The following is a 19,929-nucleotide window of genomic DNA, read 5'->3' as shown; positions in this document are numbered from 1 at the left end:
CGCCCATGAACGCCAATCTTCGTGATACCGGATTTTTCACCCAGTCCCTTTCTGATCGTGATCCCGAGCTTTTTGGCTCGATCACGTCGGAACTGGGTCGTCAGCGCGACGAGATCGAGCTGATCGCGTCCGAGAATATCGTCTCTGCCGCCGTGATGGAGGCGCAGGGCTCGGTGATGACCAACAAATACGCCGAAGGCTATCCCGGCCGCCGCTATTATGGCGGCTGCCAGTTCGTCGACATCGCCGAAAACCTGGCCATCGACCGCGCCAAGCAGCTGTTCGGCTGTGAATTCGCCAACGTGCAGCCCAATTCCGGCTCTCAGGCCAACCAGGGCGTGTTTCAGGCGCTGATCAAGCCCGGCGACACCATTCTGGGCATGAGCCTGGATGCCGGCGGTCACCTGACCCACGGCGCCCGCCCGAACCAGTCGGGCAAGTGGTTCAACGCGGTGCAATACGGCGTGCGCCAGCAGGACAACATGCTGGATTATGATCAGGTCGAGGCGCTGGCGAAAGAGCACCAGCCCAAGCTGATCATCGCCGGCGGTTCGGCCATCCCGCGCCAGATCGACTTTGCCCGCATGCGTCAGATTGCCGACATGGTCGGTGCCTATCTGCACGTGGACATGGCGCATTTTGCCGGTCTGGTTGCGGCGGGCGAACATCCCAGCCCCTTCCCACATGCGCATGTGGCCACCACCACCACGCACAAGACCCTGCGCGGCCCGCGCGGCGGCATGATCCTGACCAATGATGAAGATATCGCCAAGAAAGTGAACTCGGCCATCTTCCCCGGCATTCAGGGCGGCCCGCTGATGCATGTGATCGCGGCCAAGGCCGTGGCCTTTGGCGAGGCGCTGCGGCCCGAGTTCAAGTCCTACATCCAGCAGGTGATCACCAACGCCCAGGCGCTGTCGGATCAGCTGATCAAGGGCGGTCTGGACACGGTGACCCACGGCACCGACACCCATGTGGTGCTGGTCGACCTGCGCCCCAAAGGCGTCAAGGGCAACGCCACCGAAAAGGCCTTGGGCCGGGCGCATATCACCTGCAACAAGAACGGTGTGCCGTTTGATCCGGAAAAGCCGACCATCACGTCGGGCATCCGTCTGGGTTCGCCCGCCGGCACCACCCGCGGCTTCGGCGAGGTCGAATTCCGCCAGATCGCCGACTGGATCATCGAAGTGGTCGACGGCCTGGCCGCCAATGGCGAAGACGGCAACGGCGCCGTCGAAGCCAAGGTCAAGGCCGAGGTCGCAGACCTCTGCGCCAAATTCCCGATCTATCCGAACCTGTAACTGGTCCACCCTCAAACACGGAACGGCGCCTTGAGGCGCCGTTTTTTTGCGTCAGATTCCTGAAAACGGTCTGGATCTCGCCCAGCGCAAATCCGATGTTTTGGGCAAGGTCCCGGGCCCCACGGTCGCCCAAGCCATTCTGGTCAATACGCGCTTTTTCCGCCCCGATCAGCCTTTCGCGCTGGTCACACCGACTCCGTGCATTCGATGTTACCGCACACAGGGGTTTGCGCCATGTTCAGACCTTGGCGCGTTGTCCGGAATCCAAGCTCAGATCAAGCCGCGCCACCACAGAAAAACCAGCAACAGTGTCGTCAGTGCCAGCATGTTGAAGGCCAGCCCCCCCAGCAGACCAAGGAACCACCCCCATCTGCGATCCGCAAGATTGATGGACCCCAGATGTTCCTGCACCACGTCGGACGCCTTGATCAGCCTGGGGTTATCCAGAACCAGCCTCAGTTTGGGATGAGACGCCATCGCCTCGGCCCGGGCCAGAATCAAGGCCTGCTTATAGACGCGCCGCGGCAGTCGGCGCCTGGCCTTGCGGATCGATGCCTCGAGCGTCTTGTCGCGCACTCCGAGCTTTGCGCGCAGCAACACAACCGTTTCGGCGATCCGGGTCTGAATGTCTGGGTCCTGCGGCATTGGTGGCCTCCTGCGGAGGCAATCTAGCGGCAGCGTCTATGACCTACAATGGGGCTGGTCGTTTCCGGCGGTGGCTTGTATCACGCGGTACATGCTGAACACCATCATACATGGCGAACCGACCGCCCGACCGCCCCTTGTCATTGCCCACGGCCTGTATGGATCGGCCCGAAACTGGGGCGTGATTGCCAGACGGCTATCAGACCAGCGGCAGGTTGTGGCCGTCGATATGCGTAACCATGCCTACAGCGCGTGGGACGCTTGTCATGACTATCCCCATCTGGCGCAGGATATCGCCGAGGTCATCGAACGGATCGGCGGGACGGCGGACGTACTTGGGCATTCAATGGGCGGCAAGGCAGCGATGACACTTGCGCTGCAACACGGCGCGCTGGTGAACAAACTGGTGGTCGCAGATATTGCGCCGGTGAAATACACGCACAGCCAAATTCAGTTCATCGAGGCCATGCGTGCCGTGGACTTCTCGCGCATTGCACGCCGCTCGGATGCCGAGCAACAATTGGCCGAGCAAGGCGTTGAAAAAGCATTGCAGAGCTTCTTCACCCAATCGCTGGACATCAAGGGAAAGCGTTGGTTGTTGAACCTGGACGTGTTGGCGGACCAGATGCCAAATATCATGGGCTTTCCCGAGTTGGACGCCCAGTGGTTAGGCGCCGCGCTGTTCCTGTCGGGGGGCGAGTCAGATTACGTCTTGCCGGAACATCGGGCCAAAATCCGCGCTCTGTTTCCCGGCGCGCGATTTGCCAAGATCCCCGGCGCCGGGCACTGGCTGCACGCCGAAAAACCGCGCGAGTTCGAAGCTGCCGTCAGGACCTTCCTGAACGCCTGATCAAGCGCCTTGATACAGCCGCCTGGCCACCATCCAGGATGCCGGAGCCGCGATTACGGCCCCAGCGGCCGCGGCGCCCACAATTGCGCTGACGGATACCATTCCAGCTGAAAGCACGGCAATAACGGCCGAACCGGACAGAGCAGTTGCAATCAGGGAATACAGCATAGCGGCAAGGCGAAACATGACCGGGTTTTCCTTTTGATGGCTTCCGGCCAAATATTTCACGATTCGAATGTGTTGCGCTTTGATTTGTGTCAGATGCAGACGGTTCCGAAACTAGGATTTGGCGATTTCACCGCCCCCATTCACCCAGTCCGTCAATCCACCAAGATTGTACACCCTCTGGTATCCCATATCCTTCAAGAGTTTTCCGGCCAAAGCCGCGCGCCCGCCTGATGCGCAGTACAACACGATGGGGCGATCCTTGCGCAGTTCAGGGTCATGTGATTGCAATGCATCGTCTGCTCGAAACTCCAGCATGCTCCGGGGTATATGATGCGCCCCAACGGCGCGGCCCGTGTGTTCCAGCTCATTCGCATCGCGTATGTCCAACAGCAGCGCCCCCTGTTCGGTCATCGCCTTTGCCTTGGCCGCATCGGTACGCTCGACCACCGCGTTGGCCGCCTCCATCATCTCTTTCACCGTCACCGGCATGTGAGTTCTCCTTTACGTCACCGCGCAGAGGTTAACATGCGAATTTTGGAAGGTGTAGACACGGAAGGAAACGCGCGTGTTACTGCTCGCGAAACGCCCGCGACATGCTGTCTGATACCGGTTTGGCGATATAGGCCGCAAAGGTGCGCTCCTCGGTCTGGATCATGATTTCAGCGGGCATCCCCGGTGTCGGAACAAAGCCGCGCACGCGCTGCAACTCATCCGGGGTCAGTGAGACTCGTGCCAGATAGACTTCCTGCGGAACACCGGTCGAATCCTCAAGCAGCGCATCGGCCGAGATATAGAAGACCTCGCCATACAAAACAGGCGTCGTGCGTTGGTTCAATGCGATCAGGCGGACTGTGGCGGTCTGCCCCGTGACGACACTGTCAATCTCGGTACGCGGAATCTGTGCCTCGATGATCAGGGGCGCATCTGCGGGCAGGATCTCGGCTATCGGTTCCCCGGTCTCAATCACACCGCCCGGCGTGTGATAATGCAATCGCACCACCGTTCCAGTTACCGGCGCACGCACCACGGCCCGGTCAAGAACGCTGCGCGCCTGTCGGGATTTTTCACGCACGCTTTCCAGATCAGCTTCGATCACGCCCAGTTCATCCAGTGCGGCCTCACGATAGGCGGACCGCGTACGCGCGATCTGTTCGTCATATTTCAGCAGCATCTGGTTGATTTCAGCGGCTTCCGCCTGCAACCGGGCCTGCTGACCTTCGGCTTCGGCCTGCACACGACGGATGGTGTTCAGCTCTCCTTTGCGGACAAGGCCCTTTTCGAACAGTTGGCTCTTGGCCTCGAACTCCTCCTGCAAGATCTCGGCGCGCCGTGCCATGCTGTCCAGCTGCGCCTCAAATCCGCTTGATCGGATTTTCAGTGCTTCCATGTTGCGCTCCAGCAGGGCCAAGTCATTCAGCAGCGTCTTGCGCGACACATCGAAGCTGAGCTTTTGCCCATCCAGAATGGCCATTACTTCAGGATCGTCGGATGCTTCGACAAGCGCCTGCGAAAACACGAGGCGGTCGCGCTCCCCGTACTCGGCCAGCAACCGCTCGGTCATGGCCTGAAGGCGCAGCTTGCGAATATGCAATTCACGTTCATTGGCCTGGGCCGAGGTCTGGTCCAGGGTCATCAGAACCTGACCTGCCTGAACCGCCTGACCTTCCACAACCTTGATGTCTTCGATGATGCCGCCTTCAAGATGTTGGACAATCTTGTTGCGGCCCGTGGCCACAAAACTGCCTTGCGCGATGACCGCTGCGGCCAGCGGGGCACTGAAGGACCATACCCCGAAACCGCCGAAGCACACGACAAGCAAGACCACCCCGATCACTATCAACCTGTTGATCGAGCGCGGAACCTCGGCATACCAGACTTCTGGTTCATTGGCTGAGTTGTTCACAGGTACGAGGTCATTCATGGTCAGCCCCCCTGCTGGCCTTCAATTCCAGTCTGCTTGCGCGGCCCGTTGATCTGCTGAAGAACCTGATCACGTTGACCAAACAGGGCCACACGCCCGTCCGTCAGCAGCATGATCTTGTCGACAACATTCAACAACGTTGGCTTCTGCGTAATGACGACAACGGTGATCTTGCTTTGACGCGCCTGTTCGATCGCACATGCCAGCGCCTTGTCGCCCGCGACGTCGAGATTTGAATTCGGTTCATCCAGCACAACCATTCTGGGGTTGCCGAAGAACGCCCGCGCCAGTGCGATACGCTGCTTCTGACCACCGGACAAAGGCGAGCCATCAGCGGCCACCACGGTCTCATATCCCTGCGGCAGCGTTGCAATCATGTTGTGAACATCGGCCAGAACGGCGGCATCGTGGATCTGTTCGTCAGTGGCATCCGCCCGCATCCGGCCGATATTGTCCTTGATCGTGCCCGGGAACAGCTGAACATCCTGCGGCAGGTAGCCGATGCTTTCGCCAAACTGGCGCGGGTCCCAGTTTCGGATGTCCATCAGGTCAAGCCTTACGCTGCCCGATGTGGGCAGAATGGATCCCACCAGAGTTTTCCCAAGCGTGGTTTTCCCGGCACCGGAATTACCGATGATGGCCAAAGTTTCACCGGGAACCAGCGAGAACGTGATGCCGTTCAGAACCACGCGTTTGGTTCCGCCCGGTACATAGAGCAGGCGTTCGACATCCAGCCGACCTTCGGGGCGTGGCAGACGCAGTTTTTCGTATTGCAGGGCCGAGGTCGACAACAGCGCCTTGATCCGGCCGTAAGCTCCGCGCGTCAGCAGATAGCTGTTCCACCCTTCAATCGAACCTTCGATTGGCGCAAAGGCACGTCCGGCAATGATCGAGGCCGCAATCACCATACCGCCTGTGATTTCTCCTTGCAGCGCCAGAAACGCGCCCCAACCCAGAATTCCGATCTGCGTCAAAAGGCGAACGGCGCGCGAGATTGAAGCGAAGATCACGTTGCGGTCCTGCGCCCGCACCTGCCAGGTCAGCGATTGGGCAGTGTCCCGCCCCCAGATCCGCACGGCTTCGGGGATCATTGCCAAGGCGTTGATGATCTGGCTGTTGCGAGACATCGAATCCAGATGCAGGTTCGCCATGGACTGTGCCTTGTTGGCCTCGGCAAACGGCTTGGCAGTCATTTTCTGGTTGATCAGCGCAATCGTCATCAGGATCAGCGCAGTAACCACCACGATCATGCCCAGTTGCGGATGCACCAGGAAAATCATCAGGATGAACAGCGGCGCAAACGGCACGTCCAGAAATGAAAGCAGCGTGCCCGAGACCAGAAAACCGCGAAGCTGTTGCAGATCGCCCAATGTCTGATACTCGCGCCCGTTTCCGTGCAGCGACGCATGGGCCGCCGCGCTCAGAACCGGTGCACCCAGCCGGGCCGCCACTTCGACCCCGGTCCGCATGAGCATGAACCGCCGCACCGCATCAAAAGCAGACTGGAAGATCACCGCCCCTGCCACGATGGCCGTCAGCATGATCAGCGTATCCAGCGACCGGCTGGTCAGAACACGGTCACTGATCTGGAACAGATAGATCGGGATCGCCAGGATCAGGATGTTCGTGGCGCAGGTCAGGACCAGAACAAACGCAAGATTGCGCCGGATCGCCCGCATCGAAACGCGCAACGTGCGCTGGAAATCTTCGGGCGGGGTGCGTTTGTGGAAGGTTTGGGGTGGCCCGTTCCCATCACCGCCGCCAGAATTCGTTTGCAACAGTGGCTGGTTTGCCTTGGCCTCGATCGTGGTGCCTATGCCGTTCTCACCGGATGCGCGTGCAGAGGGGGTCTTGCGCGCAGTCGAGTCCCCGGCGGATGCCGGATCCGGGCCGTCGGCATCGGCCACCCCATTGCCGCCACCCGCCGGGTCTTCATCTTGCGCGGGTTGCGGCTGCGCACGCTGATGGGGAGGATCAGCGCGCCGTTGTTCGCGTGAGTGTTTTTGGTCTTCGAATTGCTGTGGCGCTTCGGTTTCAACCGTCGAATCTGGATCTGACTCAGACACGCGCATCTCCTGCGTCAGGTGCAAACGGGCTTTGACCCGTTGTGTCGCTGGATCTGCCCCACCGTCTGCGCGCTGGCGCTTCGGGCCCAAACCTCCCTGCCTGTCCAAGGGACTGGATAAGAGTGGACGGCGCGACGAAAAAACAATCGACATATACAAACCTTCTGGTCACTCGATAAAAACTTGGGGGGTCAGGCCAGCATGGATTGCAGGCCGTCATCTGGTGTCGTTGTGTCAGTGGATTGTGCGTCCAGTGCCAGGGCGGCATCCGGTTGCGGCACAGACATGTCCGCCATGATTGCGGCGATCGCCTCGTTGGTCATATCTGTGATTTCTTGGTTGTCTGGCACGTCAATCAGGCTGGCCTGATGAAGCAGCAGGTCAGAATAAGATCCGTCAGCGGCCATAACCGTCGAATCCACACCCATCTTGGTCAGATTGACAGAGTTCAACAGGGCGTTGCTGCCCGCGACGACATCGGTATCGGCGGCACTTGGACCGGACAGGTCAATTTGATCCTGATCCAGCATCATGGTGACCTGTTCAACAATGTTCACCTGCAACAAGTCTCCGTCGATCTTGAGCACGCGCAACTGTTCCATTCCTGCGAACAAGGGATCGTTGAGCAGCGCGTTCTCCAAGGCATCGATGTCCGTTTGATCAAGCGCCATGGCGTCGGACAGGTTCTGCTGCAGATCCTGATGTGTATCTGCGCCTATCGTTTTGACCGACGCGTCATTCATGATCACGTTTTCATCATCTCCGGCCATTGCGCCGGGCATACCGCCGTTGATGATATCGTCATCCATCAGGGCGTTGGTCTGGTACAACATGTCCACGGAAATCATATTCCCGTCGATCATGATCAGGTCGTAAAAGCTGCCCAGCTGCACGATGTCGGTGACATTGAACATTTCGTTGTCGCCCAGCGCGTACAAGGTCGATGCGGCCGAAATCTCGGTCTGTATGTTGTCTATATCCGTGGCGTCGATAACTTGCTTGACGAAGTTGGCCACAACCAGATCACCGTGGACCCAATCCACAACGATGAACTCGGGCTGTCCGGTTGTTCCGGTGCCATTGTCCAGCCAGGGGGCCTCTCGGCCTTCGACTTCGATCTTCGAGGACTGAATCACATTGGTGCCGCTGCCCGTTCCCGGCGCCCCCACATCCCAATCTGACACAAGCGCGACCTGGCTGATGGCGGTCAGGCTGATCGCCTGCCCTCCGACGGCGATATAGGGGGCATCAACCCAACCTATAGATGCCGAGACAGCATTGATCGCAAGGTTCCCTCCGGTCACGACCAGGTGTCCGTCGTCAAAGTCTGGATCTTTCGACTGATCCCACTCGGCCGGAAGCATGGCCTCTGTCTCATCCTCTCCGGCTTCATCCGGCTGATGGAACGCAGGCAGGATGTCTGTCCATACCGGAGATTCGTCAACGTACTTGCCGTTTACGATCACCCCCAACGCATCATCGCCATGAAACTGATGTACCGTGACCCCGTCTATATTCGCGTTTGCCGGGGCCAACATCTGTTCGGCCAGCGCCTCGAGCATTTCGGTCGACTTGTAATCCGCGAGCGAAAGCGTAGGGGCCGCCATGGCATGAAGCGACAGCGCCATGTCCATCATCTCTTCGCCCTGGGCGATCAGCGCTTCGGTATCGCGAAAGTCCCCTTCTCCCACCGTGTCGTTGTCGCGCATGACCACCTTTTGCACGGTGAATGTCAGTGCCGAACCCAATGGCACCGTATCCGGTCGCAGAATAATCAGTTCCGGTGCAGAAGACGGGCCGGATATGCTGTCTGGAACAAATCGCGTGGATTCCGCGCTGTCACCGTTAAGGACGATGACCGACTCATGCACCGGCCCGACAGGAGCTTTTGGCAACGGAAGTTCTGGTTGAGAGGGAAGAAAATTGAATGGCAGGGCTTTGTATTCGCCCGCTGGGATATCCAGATCAGCTTTGATGTTGATCGAGGTAGGCTCGTCAAGCCCGTCTATTTCGGCTTTACGCCTCAGGGCGCTGAATTCCTCGTACTGATCCCTCAGGCGGGCTTGTTCTATCGTAAGCTCAAAAGTTCCAACAAAATGCGCTATCGTTTCCGTAATACCGTCAAGTGCCATGTCGGTTTTCCTTTTTGCCCGCGGCGGCTCGTAATTTCCGCTTTGGGTTCAGTTGGGCCGGGGCCGCGTTTTGCGGCCCCGGCATTTTCGAAGGGTAGCAAGGCCCGAAAATGCGAGCCCCGCCTTTTGACTTAAACGTCCGTGTCGTCGCTGGCGTGGGACATGGTCATCGAACCACCCACCATGGTCGTATCGACCGTGTTGCCCAGGACGTTGGCGCCCATGATGATCGACTGGTTGAACGCAGACGTATCAACGACAGCTGCCGCCGATGCATAGGACTCGCCGGTCACGATGCCATCGCCACCATTGTTCGCGCCCCAGGCACCACCATTGCCGCCGGCACCACCGTCACCTGAATAGGCGCCGCCACCGTTACCACCGGTGATCATGCCACCCATGGTATCGCCTGACGTTGCAGTGCCCATCGAAGCTCCGCTGGTTCCGCCGTTCGCGGCGGATGCGCCACCGGCACCACCGTTGCCCGAGTCAGCCGCACCAGCTGCGTCGCCCGACCCAGTCGATGTGGCGTCATTGTCGGAACTGCCTTCGCCACCGTATCCGGCAATTGCTTCGGCCAAGCTGTCAGCCGCACCGTTTGTGTCGGCGTCTCCGAAGATGTCGGCAGCTCCGCCGTTGCCTGCGGTATTGGCCGCGTCGGCAGACCCGGCTCCGTTGCCGGTAGACGTCGATGTTGGCGTTGTGCTACCGCCCGCGCCGCCGTCGCCGTCGGCAGCCGATGTTCCGGTACCGGCCGCATCCGCTGCGCCATCTGCTGCGTTCGACCCGCCGTTACCGCCGCTGCCGTCGGTGTCCTGCGAGTTGCTGGCCGCGCCGTTCACGTCGCCGGGGCTCTGGTCGATATCCGGCCCGCTTGCCGACTGATCGCCAACACCCTGCGCATCGGAATCCGCATCAGCGGTCCCACCGGAGCCGTCGCCGCCCGAGCCGTCGCCACCTGAACCGTCGCCGGCCGTGCCGTCGCCACCGGTGCCGTCACCGCCGGTACCGTCGCCGCCTTCGCCTGCTTCGGCGTCAATCATGCCCAGCTCTTCCTGCAAAGCCATGATTGCAGCTTCGACCATCGCGCCGAATCCACCTTCGCCGTCGCCGCCGGTACCGTCGCCACCGGTGCCGTCACCGCCAGTGCCGTCACCGCCGGATCCGTCACCACCGGTTCCCGTTCCGCCAGAGCCGTCAGCCGAGCTGTCCGCGCCGCTGTCAGCAGAGCCGTCAGCAGTGTTGTCACCCGCAGTGGCGTCATTCGCATCGGTGTTGCTGTCGCTGGTGTTCGCAGCCGAACCATCTGCCGCAGCATTACCATCGCCACCATCCGCGCCGGACGCATCCGCAGCGTTGTCCGCCGTTCCGGTCCCGGTTCCTGTCGAGTCGGAATCGCTGTCGCCGCCGTTTGCGTTACCGGCTGCGTTCGAACCGGACAGACCCAGGCCCAGACCCAGACCAAACGAATCCGCGCTGCCGCCGGCTCCGCCGGTTCCGCTGCCATCGGCACTTGTGCTGCCATCATTGTCGGACGAAGCCGAACTATCCGCGGCACCGCCATCTCCACCGGCGCTGTCACCGTCGGATCCTGCGCCCGCCATACCAACACCATTGCTGGCATTGCTTGCGTCACCGGTCGATCCGCCCCGGCCGGCGCTGGAATCGGCATCTGCACTGCCGGTATCACCACCGTCAGCCCACGCGTGGCTGCCCAAGGTTGATGAATCGGCCGCTCCACCGTAACTGGTTCCACCGTCGCCCGATTTTCCACCGTTGGCATCCGAGCTGATACCTTCAGCCGCAGTTGCCGTGCCGCCATTGGCATCGCCGTTCTGGGTGAAGTCGGCGTTGTTGGATACGGTCGGTGAATCAAGCGTGTCGTCGTCGCTCAGGCTGGCGACCTGGCTGTTCACGGATGACATTGCCGTTCCGGCGTCGTCCATCGAGATATCCAGATTCATGTCATCGCCTGGATCATAGGTCAGATCGCGGCCAGCAGTGATCACGTCACCCACTGTCGCCGAGTCACCAAGATCCAGATCAACCTGATCATCGTCGCGCGGAATCCACTCACCGCCGCCGAAATCGATGTTGATTGAGTTGCTGTTGGAGTTGTCGTTGGTGTTGTCGCCGGCATTAAGCGTCTGGTCTTGATCCTGACCCTGGTCCTGATCCTGACCCTGGTCCTGATCCTGACCCTGGTCCTGACCTTGGTCTTGGCCCTGATCCTGGCCCTGCTCGTTGGCGTTTTCTACATTTTGGTCCTGCTGCTGTTGCTGCGCAGTCACATCGGCTTCGACAAGAGCCTCATCAACCTGAATTTCAACATCAACCGGAGCTTCCAGGTTTTCGACAACAATTTCGTCAACGGTCGTTACGTTTGTATTGTTTACATTACGTCTCATAACAAATTCCCATTTCTGGAACGCCTGACCGCCATTCATCTACAAAGCGGCAACGGGCGTGATTGAAACTAAAATACCCGCACAGCGTTCAAACACGCTGAATGCGGTCCACCGTCGTTTTCTTTAGGCCACCTCCTTTCCCGGCTAAGCCGAATACGCGACCGTTCACAATCGATGCTGAAATACGCAAGGAACGGGCGCGGCAGGGACAGACGCTTTCACAATTAAAGCCTGACCATGTTCGCAGTGACGCACGCTTGCGACTAGCTAACTGAAAGTTCTGGTGAGAATAACATATTGTTTTTATTGTTTATTTTGAGAATGCAGTGGAACTTTAGCCGAACTGGATCAAAAAGTTCTAAATTAAGAAAACAATAAAAAATAATGCAATTGTTTCCACTGGTTACACAATGCCACACCGAAAAACCTAAACAATAGTTCTATATCTAAGGCACTTGAACTATACCGTCTGGTTGTAGAAAATCACGTTTTCAGCTACAATAAACCTCACGTAATTCTTTGATTAGTTAACTACTTTTTCACCGGCAATTCCATTTCGATAAAGCCATTTCCGGTTAACCCCGTTTTGTGAGGGAATATAATGAGTGAGTCTTTGAACAATGAAACTGGCAATCAGAGTTTTTATTCAGAAGATTTTTCGATTGTCTTCCTCGGGAAAGAACTATTCTATTCAAATCAAACTCTAAGAAGCGTTCAAACTGAATTTGGCGTCCGCGCTTTTCGCTTCGAAACACTCGAGGCAATGCACACACATGTTCCGGACAGCGGCAAGATCGTCGTTGTGGATCAGATGTTGATCGAGGACCTTTTGACGCGCGCCGATGCATACACCAAAAGTGCAGGTTCCGGCTGTCTTGCTTTCGCCTATCGCAAAGAGGAATCCGCCCGACACCTGTTCGAAGGCTGGAACCGCGCGCAGTTTGGAGATGTCGGCTTTTTACCGATGAACGTGGCACCGGACGCGTGGCGCGCCATCCTCAGACTGCTGATGCACGAGGAACTTTATCTTCCCAGCTTTCTGGCTGACTGTGTTTCACCCCCCTGTCAGCGCGCGCCCGAGAGACCACGGCAACGGGAGGCCATTACATCCAACGGCGCAGATCGGCACGTACAGTATTCCAAGCTGACACGCCGCGAAAAACAGGTTTTGCAACTGGTTTCAGAAGGCAAAAGCAACAAACTGATTGCGGCCAAGCTGGGCATCACGGAACACACGGTCAAGCTGCACATGCATAACGTTGTCGGAAAGATTGGCGTCAGCAACCGGACGGCGGCTGCTCATTTCTATTTCGAGGTTGCGCCTCATGAGGCGCAGCAGACCGCCCTTGACTGATCCGTTCGAAGCCCGGTTCGACCGCCTGATCCTTTTGGTCGGCAGGCTGAACTATATGTGGACAAACACCGAGAGCCTGCTGATCCATCTGATCGCCGGCCTAACCGGAACGTCCAAGGACGTGGCCGTAATCATCTTTCTGACTTTGAACACCACCCGCGCGCGAATAGATCTGGTTGAAAGACTTGCAAAAATGGAAGGGCGCCCTGCCCAGGTCCGAGATCCGATCCTTGAACATACGCAAAGGCTGGCCAAGCTTTCTGGCATCCGCAACAAGTACAACCATTGCATCTATTCCTTCGACCCTGAAAGCGGAAACCCGAAAACGATCCTTATGCGGATCGCTGACCGCAAAACCGACATAAAACTCGGCCGCGAAGATACCGTGGACGACAATGCCCTGCGCCAGATCGAAGCAGTCGTTGATCAGCTGTCAGCCGCGAACAGGGACATTTGGAAACTGATCCGACAATTGGGGTTTCCGGTTTAGGCTCGGTCGCACAGCAGAGTTGAGTGGGCCCTTCGCAGCACCCGCGCGTCCCCCACGGCGCCACCTGCCACGCACGCATAAGTCACCGCGTAAGTCACTGCGTTTTATGAAAATTTTTTGGTGCGGGCGGTGGGACTCGAACCCACACGGGCATACGCCCTTCAGATTTTAAGTCTGATATGTCTACCATTCCATCACGCCCGCACGGCGCAGCCCCTGGGGCCGTGCAATTTCCTTACAAGCACAGCGGGATGAGAACAATGCGCTTTGACGCAGATGGACCAGGATTTTTCGGTGGAAAGCTGTGTCTGCCATCGCCGTCGTTCTGCGGCTGGGTCCCTCCCCTGTTTCGAGGTCACGTGACAATCGCCTTTCCGACATCATCCCTTCCTCGGCAATCCATCTTCGCGCGGATTGCGCTGTGCGTTCACTTTGCGCATGACCTTGGTGTCGCGTCCATTTGCCACCGCTGAGAACCGTTCTTCGCCCAATCGCAAAGAAGACCTGGCCGGTTTTTCAGCGTCTTGGAATGATCCTTTGTTGGTGCTTCCATCGTTTACAAATAAAAATATTCATTTTAATGATTGCGTATGAGTGAAATTCCTTTGTCCCGACGCAGCTTCCTGTTCAATGCCACGTGTCTTGCGGCACTTGGAGCTCAAGCCAGGATCGTTCAGGCAGAGCTGCGGCTCGGTCCTTCAGCCCGAATTACGACCGTGTCAGACGGATACCTGTCATTGCCACCTGATGTTGTTTTCGGAGCCATGCCCAAAGAGGCGGTCGAGCAATTCCTGACCCGCAATCAAGCGGACGCGACCAAGTACGAGCCAGAGTGCAACGTCACGCTTTATCGGGATGACGAAAACACCGTGCTGTTCGATGCTGGAGCGGGGCCGGACTTCATGCCCACATCGGGCAAACTTATGGAAACTTTTGAAGCAATTGGCTTGTCGCCCGAAAGTGTCACGCATGTGGTTTTCACCCACGCGCACCCGGATCATATCTGGGGTGTTCTGGATGATTTCGACGACCTGCTTTTCCCTAATGCGACGCACCTCATTGGACGCAAAGAATGGGATTACTGGTGGAACTCCTCAACGGTGGACACGATAGGTGAAGATCGTACCGCGTTCGCGGCCGGTGCAAAACGGCGATTGGAAGCAATTGAGGATCAGGTCGCGTTCTTCGAGGATGGGCAAGAGATACTTCCGGGCATTGCGGCACGGGCAAGCTTTGGGCACACGCCCGGTCACATGGCTTTTGAGCTTCGAAATGGGAATGAGTCCGTAATGGTCGTCGGCGACGCGCTGGGAAATCCGCACGTGGCCTTTGAACACCCCGATTGGCACAGTGGAACGGATCAGGATCCCCAGGTCGCCGCAGCTGCGCGTTACTCACTTCTGGATCAGGTTTCCGAAGAGGAAATGAGAATAATCGGCTTCCACCTGCCGAACGGTGGAATTGGCCGCGTCGAAAAGACCGGCTCGGCCTACAGGTTCATTGGAGAGGCGTCATGATACGATCATTCGTGATTGCGGTTGCTTTCGTCACACCGGCCTGGGCAAGCGAGGATATTGCAGACCAGTATCCGCAAAGCGTTCTGTATTCCAAGCCGGTCGAATTCATCCCTGGCGTCTATTCCGCCATTGGCGCAACCGCTCCGCCGACCTACGAAAACTCTGGTCACAACAACAACCTGAGCTTCATCGTAACAGGTGAGGGCGTGGTCGTTGTCAACGGCGGAGCCGCCTATGTCCTTGCCCAAGCGCTTCACAAGGAAATTCAGGCGATTACGGATCAGCCGGTCACGCTTGTCTTCAACGAGAACGGTCAGGGGCACGCGATGCTTGGCAATGCCTACTGGTCGGAAATCGGGGTTCCAATCGTCGCCCATTCGGATGCAGCAGCTGAGTTCGAGGAATATGGCCCTCAGATTCTGGAGGGAATGAAACGATACAATCAGGACAAGGCAGAGGGCACGTTTCTGGCAGGCCCAACCGAGACATTCGATGATGAATACGTGATCGAGATGGGCGACTTCCGGATCGAGGCCAAATACCTCGGACCGGCCCACAGCCCCGGCGATATCTCGATCTGGTTGCCGAACCAAAGCCTTGTCATCGCGGGTGACATGGCATTCCACGAGCGCATGCTGCCGATCTTTCAAGAGACCTATACCGCGGATTGGCTGGAAACCTGGGACAACGAGTTCGAGGCTTTGAATGCCACATATGTCATACCCGGGCACGGTCATCCCACGAATATGGATCAGGTGCGCCGTTATACGCGCGATTACCTGGTGTATCTGCGAACCAGGATTCAAGAACATATGGATGCGGGCGGCGATCTGACCGAAGCCTATTATGTCGATCAGTCCCCCTATGCCCATCTGGACGCGTTCGAGGAACTGGCAACCAAGAACGCCGGGCGCGTTTTCGAACAGATGGAGTTCGAGTAAGTCAGGAATGCTGCAATACCGGCAGCCGCATCAAAGACCTGTGCGTTCCTATCGCCCCAACCCACATGAAGAAAACTGCAAGCCAGGCTGTCAATGACAGGGCGGACCCGCCTGAAAGTCCCGCGCCCACGGCGCAACCTCCGGCCAGCATCGCCCCGAATCCCATGAGGACAGCTCCGACGAGGTACCGTTCCATCGGAGTGTCCGAGCCAAAACGCTCGATCCTCCACTCGCTGGAAATGATGGCAGATCCTGCTGCCCCAATGGCCACGCCCGGCACAAGACCGATACCGAAAGACAGCACCACATTTCGCTCTGCAACCAACGCCATCAGTGTGTCTGTGGCCGGGCCGGTAAACGTCACCGAAGACACGGGGACGACCTCAAAAGATGCCTGCGCGATGGAAAACGTCATGAACCAGCCAAGCGCCACAGCCCCGCCAACTCCGGCGGCTGTCACGATCTTTGCAGGCGCGACTTTCCTGTGAAGGGCAAACACGATCGACAAGACAAATCCAATTGCGGCGACGGCCGAATAGACCGATGGGGGGAACCCCATTATTTCTGCAAGATCGCGCTCTGCACCTCCTGAGATGGTCCACAGACCGGAAATCGCTTCACGGGCCGGGCTGAGAACGCCTGTGTAGGCGGCCTGAGCCACCAAGGTCAAAATCAACCCTGTCACAAGTGCTCGTAGATTGCCGCACGAGGCCAATACTAGCAGGCGAGATGCGCATCCGCGCGCAAGAACCATGCCGATGCCAAACATCGCCCCACCAATAACCGCACCGCTAAGGCTGCCGGTGGACGCGATGGCGCGTGCCTCGGAAAGGTCCAGCAATTCAAGCGAGACAAGCGCCTGTACAAGCGTCAGTGCCGCGGTAAAGGCGATCAGCCAAACCGCCAAGCGGGGGCCAAACTTACCTTCGGCGACTTCCACCGTCGATGCGCGCAAACAAAAATGGGACTTCTGAGCCGTCACGCCGAACAGGATACCGACCAGTACTCCGGCAAACGCCAGGGTGCCCGGGTCTCCTAGCAAATCGATGAGCCTCTCCATGGACAGAAACTCTCACTTCGTTGCGTGTGTGTCTTTGTCTTTGGTCAATTCGTCAGCGTCATTGCGCAGCCATTGGCCTGCGTGCCAATTGGCATTGCGTCCATAACTCACCCAATGCAGATACCAGCCGGTCCACGTCTTCACAGGTGTGCACCGGCGACGGCGTAATCCGCAGACGTTCCGTTCCTTTGGGGACAGTTGGATAGTTGATGGGCTGGATGTAGATCCCATAATCACGCATCAGCACATCCGAAATGAATCGACACTTGACCGGATCGCCGACCATGACCGGAATGATATGGCTTGGGTTCGGTGTATGGGGAATACCCAGATCGTCCAGCCTGTCCCGGACTTCGCGCACGCGCTTTTTGTGCTGTTGCCGCTCTGCATTGCTTTGCTTCAGGTGCTTCACCGAAGCCGCAGCTCCTGCCGCCACGGCCGGAGGCAACGCAGTGGTGAAAATAAATCCGCTGGCAAAGGACCTGACAAAGTCGACAAGCTCCTTCGACGCCGCAATGTACCCGCCGACCACGCCGAACGCCTTGCCCAAAGTCCCTTCAATCACGGTCAGGCGGTCCATCAGGCCCTCGCGCTCGGCGATGCCCCCGCCGCGCGGACCGTACAGCCCGACCGCGTGAACCTCATCCAGATAGGTCATCGCGCCATACCGGTCCGCCAGATCACAGATCCCGGCAATCGGTGCAATATCGCCGTCCATGGAATAGACGCTTTCAAACGCGATCAGCTTGGGCGCATTTGCAGGCAGGTCCGCAAGTTGCCTTTCAAGGTCTTCAAGATCGTTGTGCTTCCAGATCCGCTTTTGACAACGGCTGTGACGAATCCCCTCGATCATCGAGGCATGGTTCAATTCGTCGGACAGAACCGTGATGCCTGGAATGCGGGACGCCAAGGTTCCCAAGGCCGCCCAATTGGATACGTAGCCGGACGTGAACAGCAATGCTGCGTCCTTGCCGTGAAGGTCCGCAAGCTCCTGCTCCAACAGCACATGTTCGTGCGTGGTCCCCGAGATATTCCGCGTCCCACCGGCACCTGCACCGCATCTGTCGATCGCCTCGTGCATGGCCGCAAGAACCTTGGGATGCTGTCCCATTCCAAGATAGTCGTTCGAGCACCAGACAGTGACTTGTTCGGGACCACCCCCTGCGTAACTGCGCGCCGTTGGAAACGCTCCGCATTGACGTTCGAGGTCTGCAAAAACCCGGTAGTTTCCTTCCTGTTTCAGTAGATCAAGTTGATCTCGAAAATACTGCCGGTAGTTCATATCAATCCCCAACAGCCTCTTCAACGATTCCAGACAACAGGGTCTGGACCTTTTGCATTGGGCCGTCCGGATAGCTTCGGTATCCGACCTTCACCCCGTCATCGTCCTCGGCCACGAAAATCCCGTATGGGCAATAGCCGATATTCATCGGATCAGCTTCCATCACCTCACGCGAAATCTTTGCCGAGCAAAAAATAAAGATGTCCGCCGCCGCGAATATCTGTTTGTCGCTGCCGACATCAGCGCCCGTTCGGTTCAACATTTCTCCAACGTGGCTCACATAGTCGATGACCAGCCCCTGCCCGACAATTGCGGACTCGACCGCAAAGGTGGCATCATCAAAACTTCCGTCAAAGGGGGTCGTGATGATATCCTCGGCAAGCCCTTGACTGGCAGAGACTGCAAAGAACGCGGCCGTGATGATTGAGTGTTTCATGATCTTGATCCTCCTCCTGAGCCGCAGTTTCTCAGATTGAGCTTCGGGGGCTTTGACCCGTGTCAAAACCCCCGAAAACTTCTATCCAAACATGTCCGAGGTGATACCGGCGTACCAACCCAGCGACTCTTCATACGTTGCTTTTCTCAGATCGGCATCTTCGCCGGTCTGGCTGATGAACCCGTCCACCTTGGCGATTTTTTCCGGCGTCGCCTCGTAGGTTGCGCCAACCTTCACGCCATCATCCGTGTCGATCAGCGACCAGCATGTGTTGGAGAACTTGGCCGGGAACACCTTGGATCCGGTCAACGCGCCCCGCACGGCATTCGCGCACACTTTCGCCTGACTATTGGCCGAGAAACCCGATTTCGGCATGTCACCCTGCTGGCTGGCATCGCCCAGGACATAGATGTCCGGATCCGCCTTGGAGGACATATCCGCGGCGTTCACCGGCGCCCAGTTGCCTTCGGTCACTCCAGCCATTTCGGCAATGCGTCCGGCTTTCATCGCCGGGATCACGTTGCAGACGTCGACTGTGGTCTCTTCTCCGTCGATGGTCACCGTCATCGCGTCCGGGTTTACCGAGACATTGCCGCCACCGAAGTCTTCACCAATCCAGTCGACCATGCCTTCGTAATGGTTTGCCCAGCCTTCCTGGAACAATGCCATCTTCGAAAACTTCGGCTTCGGATCCGCCACGATGATTTTCGCAGTGGGATTGTTTGCTTTCAGAACATGCGCAACCATCGAGACCCGTTCATAGGGTCCGGGCGGGCAGCGGTACGGGTTTGGTGGTGCAACCATCGCAAAAGTACCGCCTTCGGGCATCGCCATGATCTGAGCTTTCAGAAGTTCTGTCTGCGAGCCGGCCTTGTACGCATGCGGCATCTTGTTTTGCGCCGAGACGTCCCAGCCTTCAACAGCCCCGTCGACAAAATCGATACCCGGGCTGAGGATCAGCTTGTCATACGGAACCGAGCCACCCCCGGCCAATGATACAGTCTTGGCATCGCGGTCAACACCGATGGCCCAATCGTGGACCACGTTTATCCCATAGTCGGCGGCAAGCGTGCCATAGCTGTGCGCGATATCCGACAGTTCCTGGAACCCTCCAAGATACAGGTTCGAGAAGAAGCAGGTGTAGTAGGTCCGCGACGGCTCGATCAGCGTCACGTCGATCTCTCCTTTGCTGTCCTTTGCAATATAGCGGGCAGCCGTAGCGCCGCCTGCACCGCCGCCGACAACAACGACCCGAGGCCTGCCCTGAGCCAGAACCATCGGTGCAGATAATCCGGCTGCCGCCACCCCGGCGGCTCCTAGAAATGTACGTCTATTGAGTGTCATCGCGTTTCCTCCCC

17 protein-coding genes and 1 tRNA gene are annotated in these 19,929 nt (G+C 58.0%); 6 read left to right on the top strand and 12 right to left on the bottom strand.

Annotated features, from left to right (window positions below; all coding sequences use genetic code 11):
- The first annotated feature begins 5 nt into the window (after window positions 1–5).
- Window positions 6–1,301: a serine hydroxymethyltransferase gene (gene glyA, locus I9185_RS00435; RefSeq protein ID WP_209547090.1), complete on the top strand. Its 1,296-nt coding sequence runs from the start codon at window positions 6–8 to the stop codon at window positions 1,299–1,301.
- 270 nt (window positions 1,302–1,571) lie between these two features.
- On the opposite strand, the gene I9185_RS00430 is transcribed toward glyA, so the two are convergent.
- Window positions 1,572–1,946, bottom strand: coding sequence for a hypothetical protein (locus tag I9185_RS00430; RefSeq protein WP_209547087.1), 375 nt, complete (start codon window positions 1,944–1,946; stop codon window positions 1,572–1,574).
- Window positions 1,947–2,037: 91 nt separating this feature from the next.
- Between I9185_RS00430 and I9185_RS00425 the strand changes: the two genes are divergently transcribed.
- On the top strand, window positions 2,038–2,796 hold the full coding sequence (locus tag I9185_RS00425) for an alpha/beta fold hydrolase (RefSeq protein WP_171724360.1): 759 nt from the start codon (window positions 2,038–2,040) through the stop codon (window positions 2,794–2,796).
- On the opposite strand, the gene I9185_RS00420 is transcribed toward I9185_RS00425, so the two are convergent.
- From I9185_RS00420 to I9185_RS00395, 6 genes are all read right to left on the bottom strand, one after another.
- Window positions 2,797–2,982 carry a hypothetical protein gene (locus tag I9185_RS00420; protein WP_152457401.1) on the bottom strand — a complete coding sequence of 62 codons (186 nt, stop codon included), beginning with the start codon at window positions 2,980–2,982 and terminating at the stop codon, window positions 2,797–2,799.
- A gap of 93 nt (window positions 2,983–3,075) precedes the next feature.
- Window positions 3,076–3,453 (bottom strand): rhodanese-like domain-containing protein, encoded by a 378-nt coding sequence (locus tag I9185_RS00415; protein WP_209547084.1) that lies wholly within the window; start codon window positions 3,451–3,453, stop codon window positions 3,076–3,078.
- Between the two features lie 79 nt (window positions 3,454–3,532).
- Window positions 3,533–4,885 carry an HlyD family type I secretion periplasmic adaptor subunit gene (locus I9185_RS00410; RefSeq protein ID WP_209547081.1) on the bottom strand — a complete coding sequence of 451 codons (1,353 nt, stop codon included), beginning with the start codon at window positions 4,883–4,885 and terminating at the stop codon, window positions 3,533–3,535.
- A 2-nt stretch (window positions 4,886–4,887) separates the two neighbouring features.
- Entirely contained in the window at window positions 4,888–7,104 is a 2,217-nt protein-coding gene (locus I9185_RS00405) for a type I secretion system permease/ATPase (RefSeq protein WP_209547078.1), read from the bottom strand.
- Between the two features lie 38 nt (window positions 7,105–7,142).
- A complete protein-coding gene (locus I9185_RS00400) occupies window positions 7,143–9,083 on the bottom strand; it encodes a type I secretion protein (protein WP_209547074.1) in 1,941 nt (646 codons plus the stop codon).
- A gap of 131 nt (window positions 9,084–9,214) precedes the next feature.
- Window positions 9,215–11,491 (bottom strand): hypothetical protein, encoded by a 2,277-nt coding sequence (locus tag I9185_RS00395; RefSeq protein ID WP_209547071.1) that lies wholly within the window; start codon window positions 11,489–11,491, stop codon window positions 9,215–9,217.
- 763 nt (window positions 11,492–12,254) lie between these two features.
- On the opposite strand from I9185_RS00395, the gene I9185_RS00390 reads away from it, so the two are divergent.
- Together I9185_RS00390 and I9185_RS00385 are read left to right on the top strand one after the other, a co-directional pair.
- A complete protein-coding gene (locus I9185_RS00390) occupies window positions 12,255–12,845 on the top strand; it encodes a response regulator transcription factor (RefSeq protein WP_171638123.1) in 591 nt (196 codons plus the stop codon).
- Complete coding sequence (locus I9185_RS00385) at window positions 12,838–13,335, top strand: hypothetical protein (protein ID WP_245223373.1); 498 nt, start codon at window positions 12,838–12,840, stop codon at window positions 13,333–13,335. The genes I9185_RS00390 and I9185_RS00385 overlap by 8 nt, the downstream gene beginning before the upstream one ends.
- Window positions 13,336–13,453: 118 nt before the next feature.
- Here the strand turns inward: I9185_RS00385 and I9185_RS00380 are convergent.
- A tRNA-Leu gene (locus I9185_RS00380) sits at window positions 13,454–13,539 on the bottom strand.
- A 386-nt stretch (window positions 13,540–13,925) separates the two neighbouring features.
- Between I9185_RS00380 and I9185_RS00375 the strand changes: the two genes are divergently transcribed.
- Both I9185_RS00375 and I9185_RS00370 read left to right on the top strand, forming a co-directional pair.
- On the top strand, window positions 13,926–14,852 hold the full coding sequence (locus I9185_RS00375) for an MBL fold metallo-hydrolase (RefSeq protein WP_209547065.1): 927 nt from the start codon (window positions 13,926–13,928) through the stop codon (window positions 14,850–14,852).
- Complete coding sequence (locus tag I9185_RS00370; RefSeq protein ID WP_209547061.1) at window positions 14,849–15,793, top strand: MBL fold metallo-hydrolase; 945 nt, start codon at window positions 14,849–14,851, stop codon at window positions 15,791–15,793. Before I9185_RS00375 ends, I9185_RS00370 begins: the two co-directional genes overlap by 4 nt.
- A gap of 1 nt (window position 15,794) precedes the next feature.
- Here the strand turns inward: I9185_RS00370 and I9185_RS00365 are convergent, their stop codons facing one another.
- The 4 genes from I9185_RS00365 to I9185_RS00350 all read right to left on the bottom strand — a co-directional run bounded on the left by I9185_RS00365 (window position 15,795) and on the right by I9185_RS00350 (window position 19,915).
- On the bottom strand, window positions 15,795–16,853 hold the full coding sequence (locus tag I9185_RS00365) for a YeeE/YedE family protein (RefSeq protein ID WP_209547058.1): 1,059 nt from the start codon (window positions 16,851–16,853) through the stop codon (window positions 15,795–15,797).
- A gap of 58 nt (window positions 16,854–16,911) precedes the next feature.
- Window positions 16,912–18,135 (bottom strand): 5-aminolevulinate synthase, encoded by a 1,224-nt coding sequence (hemA, locus tag I9185_RS00360; protein WP_171638131.1) that lies wholly within the window; start codon window positions 18,133–18,135, stop codon window positions 16,912–16,914.
- Window position 18,136: 1 nt separating this feature from the next.
- Window positions 18,137–18,571 (bottom strand): DUF302 domain-containing protein, encoded by a 435-nt coding sequence (locus tag I9185_RS00355; protein ID WP_171638133.1) that lies wholly within the window; start codon window positions 18,569–18,571, stop codon window positions 18,137–18,139.
- A gap of 81 nt (window positions 18,572–18,652) precedes the next feature.
- Complete coding sequence (locus I9185_RS00350; protein ID WP_171638135.1) at window positions 18,653–19,915, bottom strand: NAD(P)/FAD-dependent oxidoreductase; 1,263 nt, start codon at window positions 19,913–19,915, stop codon at window positions 18,653–18,655.
- Window positions 19,916–19,929: the final 14 nt, after the last annotated feature.

It is taken from the genome of Ruegeria sp. HKCCSP346, assembly GCF_017872595.1.
Classification (GTDB): Bacteria; Pseudomonadota; Alphaproteobacteria; order Rhodobacterales; family Rhodobacteraceae; genus Ruegeria.
The sequence above is the reverse complement of the archived record's forward strand: the minus strand, read 5'-3'. Positions and strand labels throughout refer to the sequence as shown.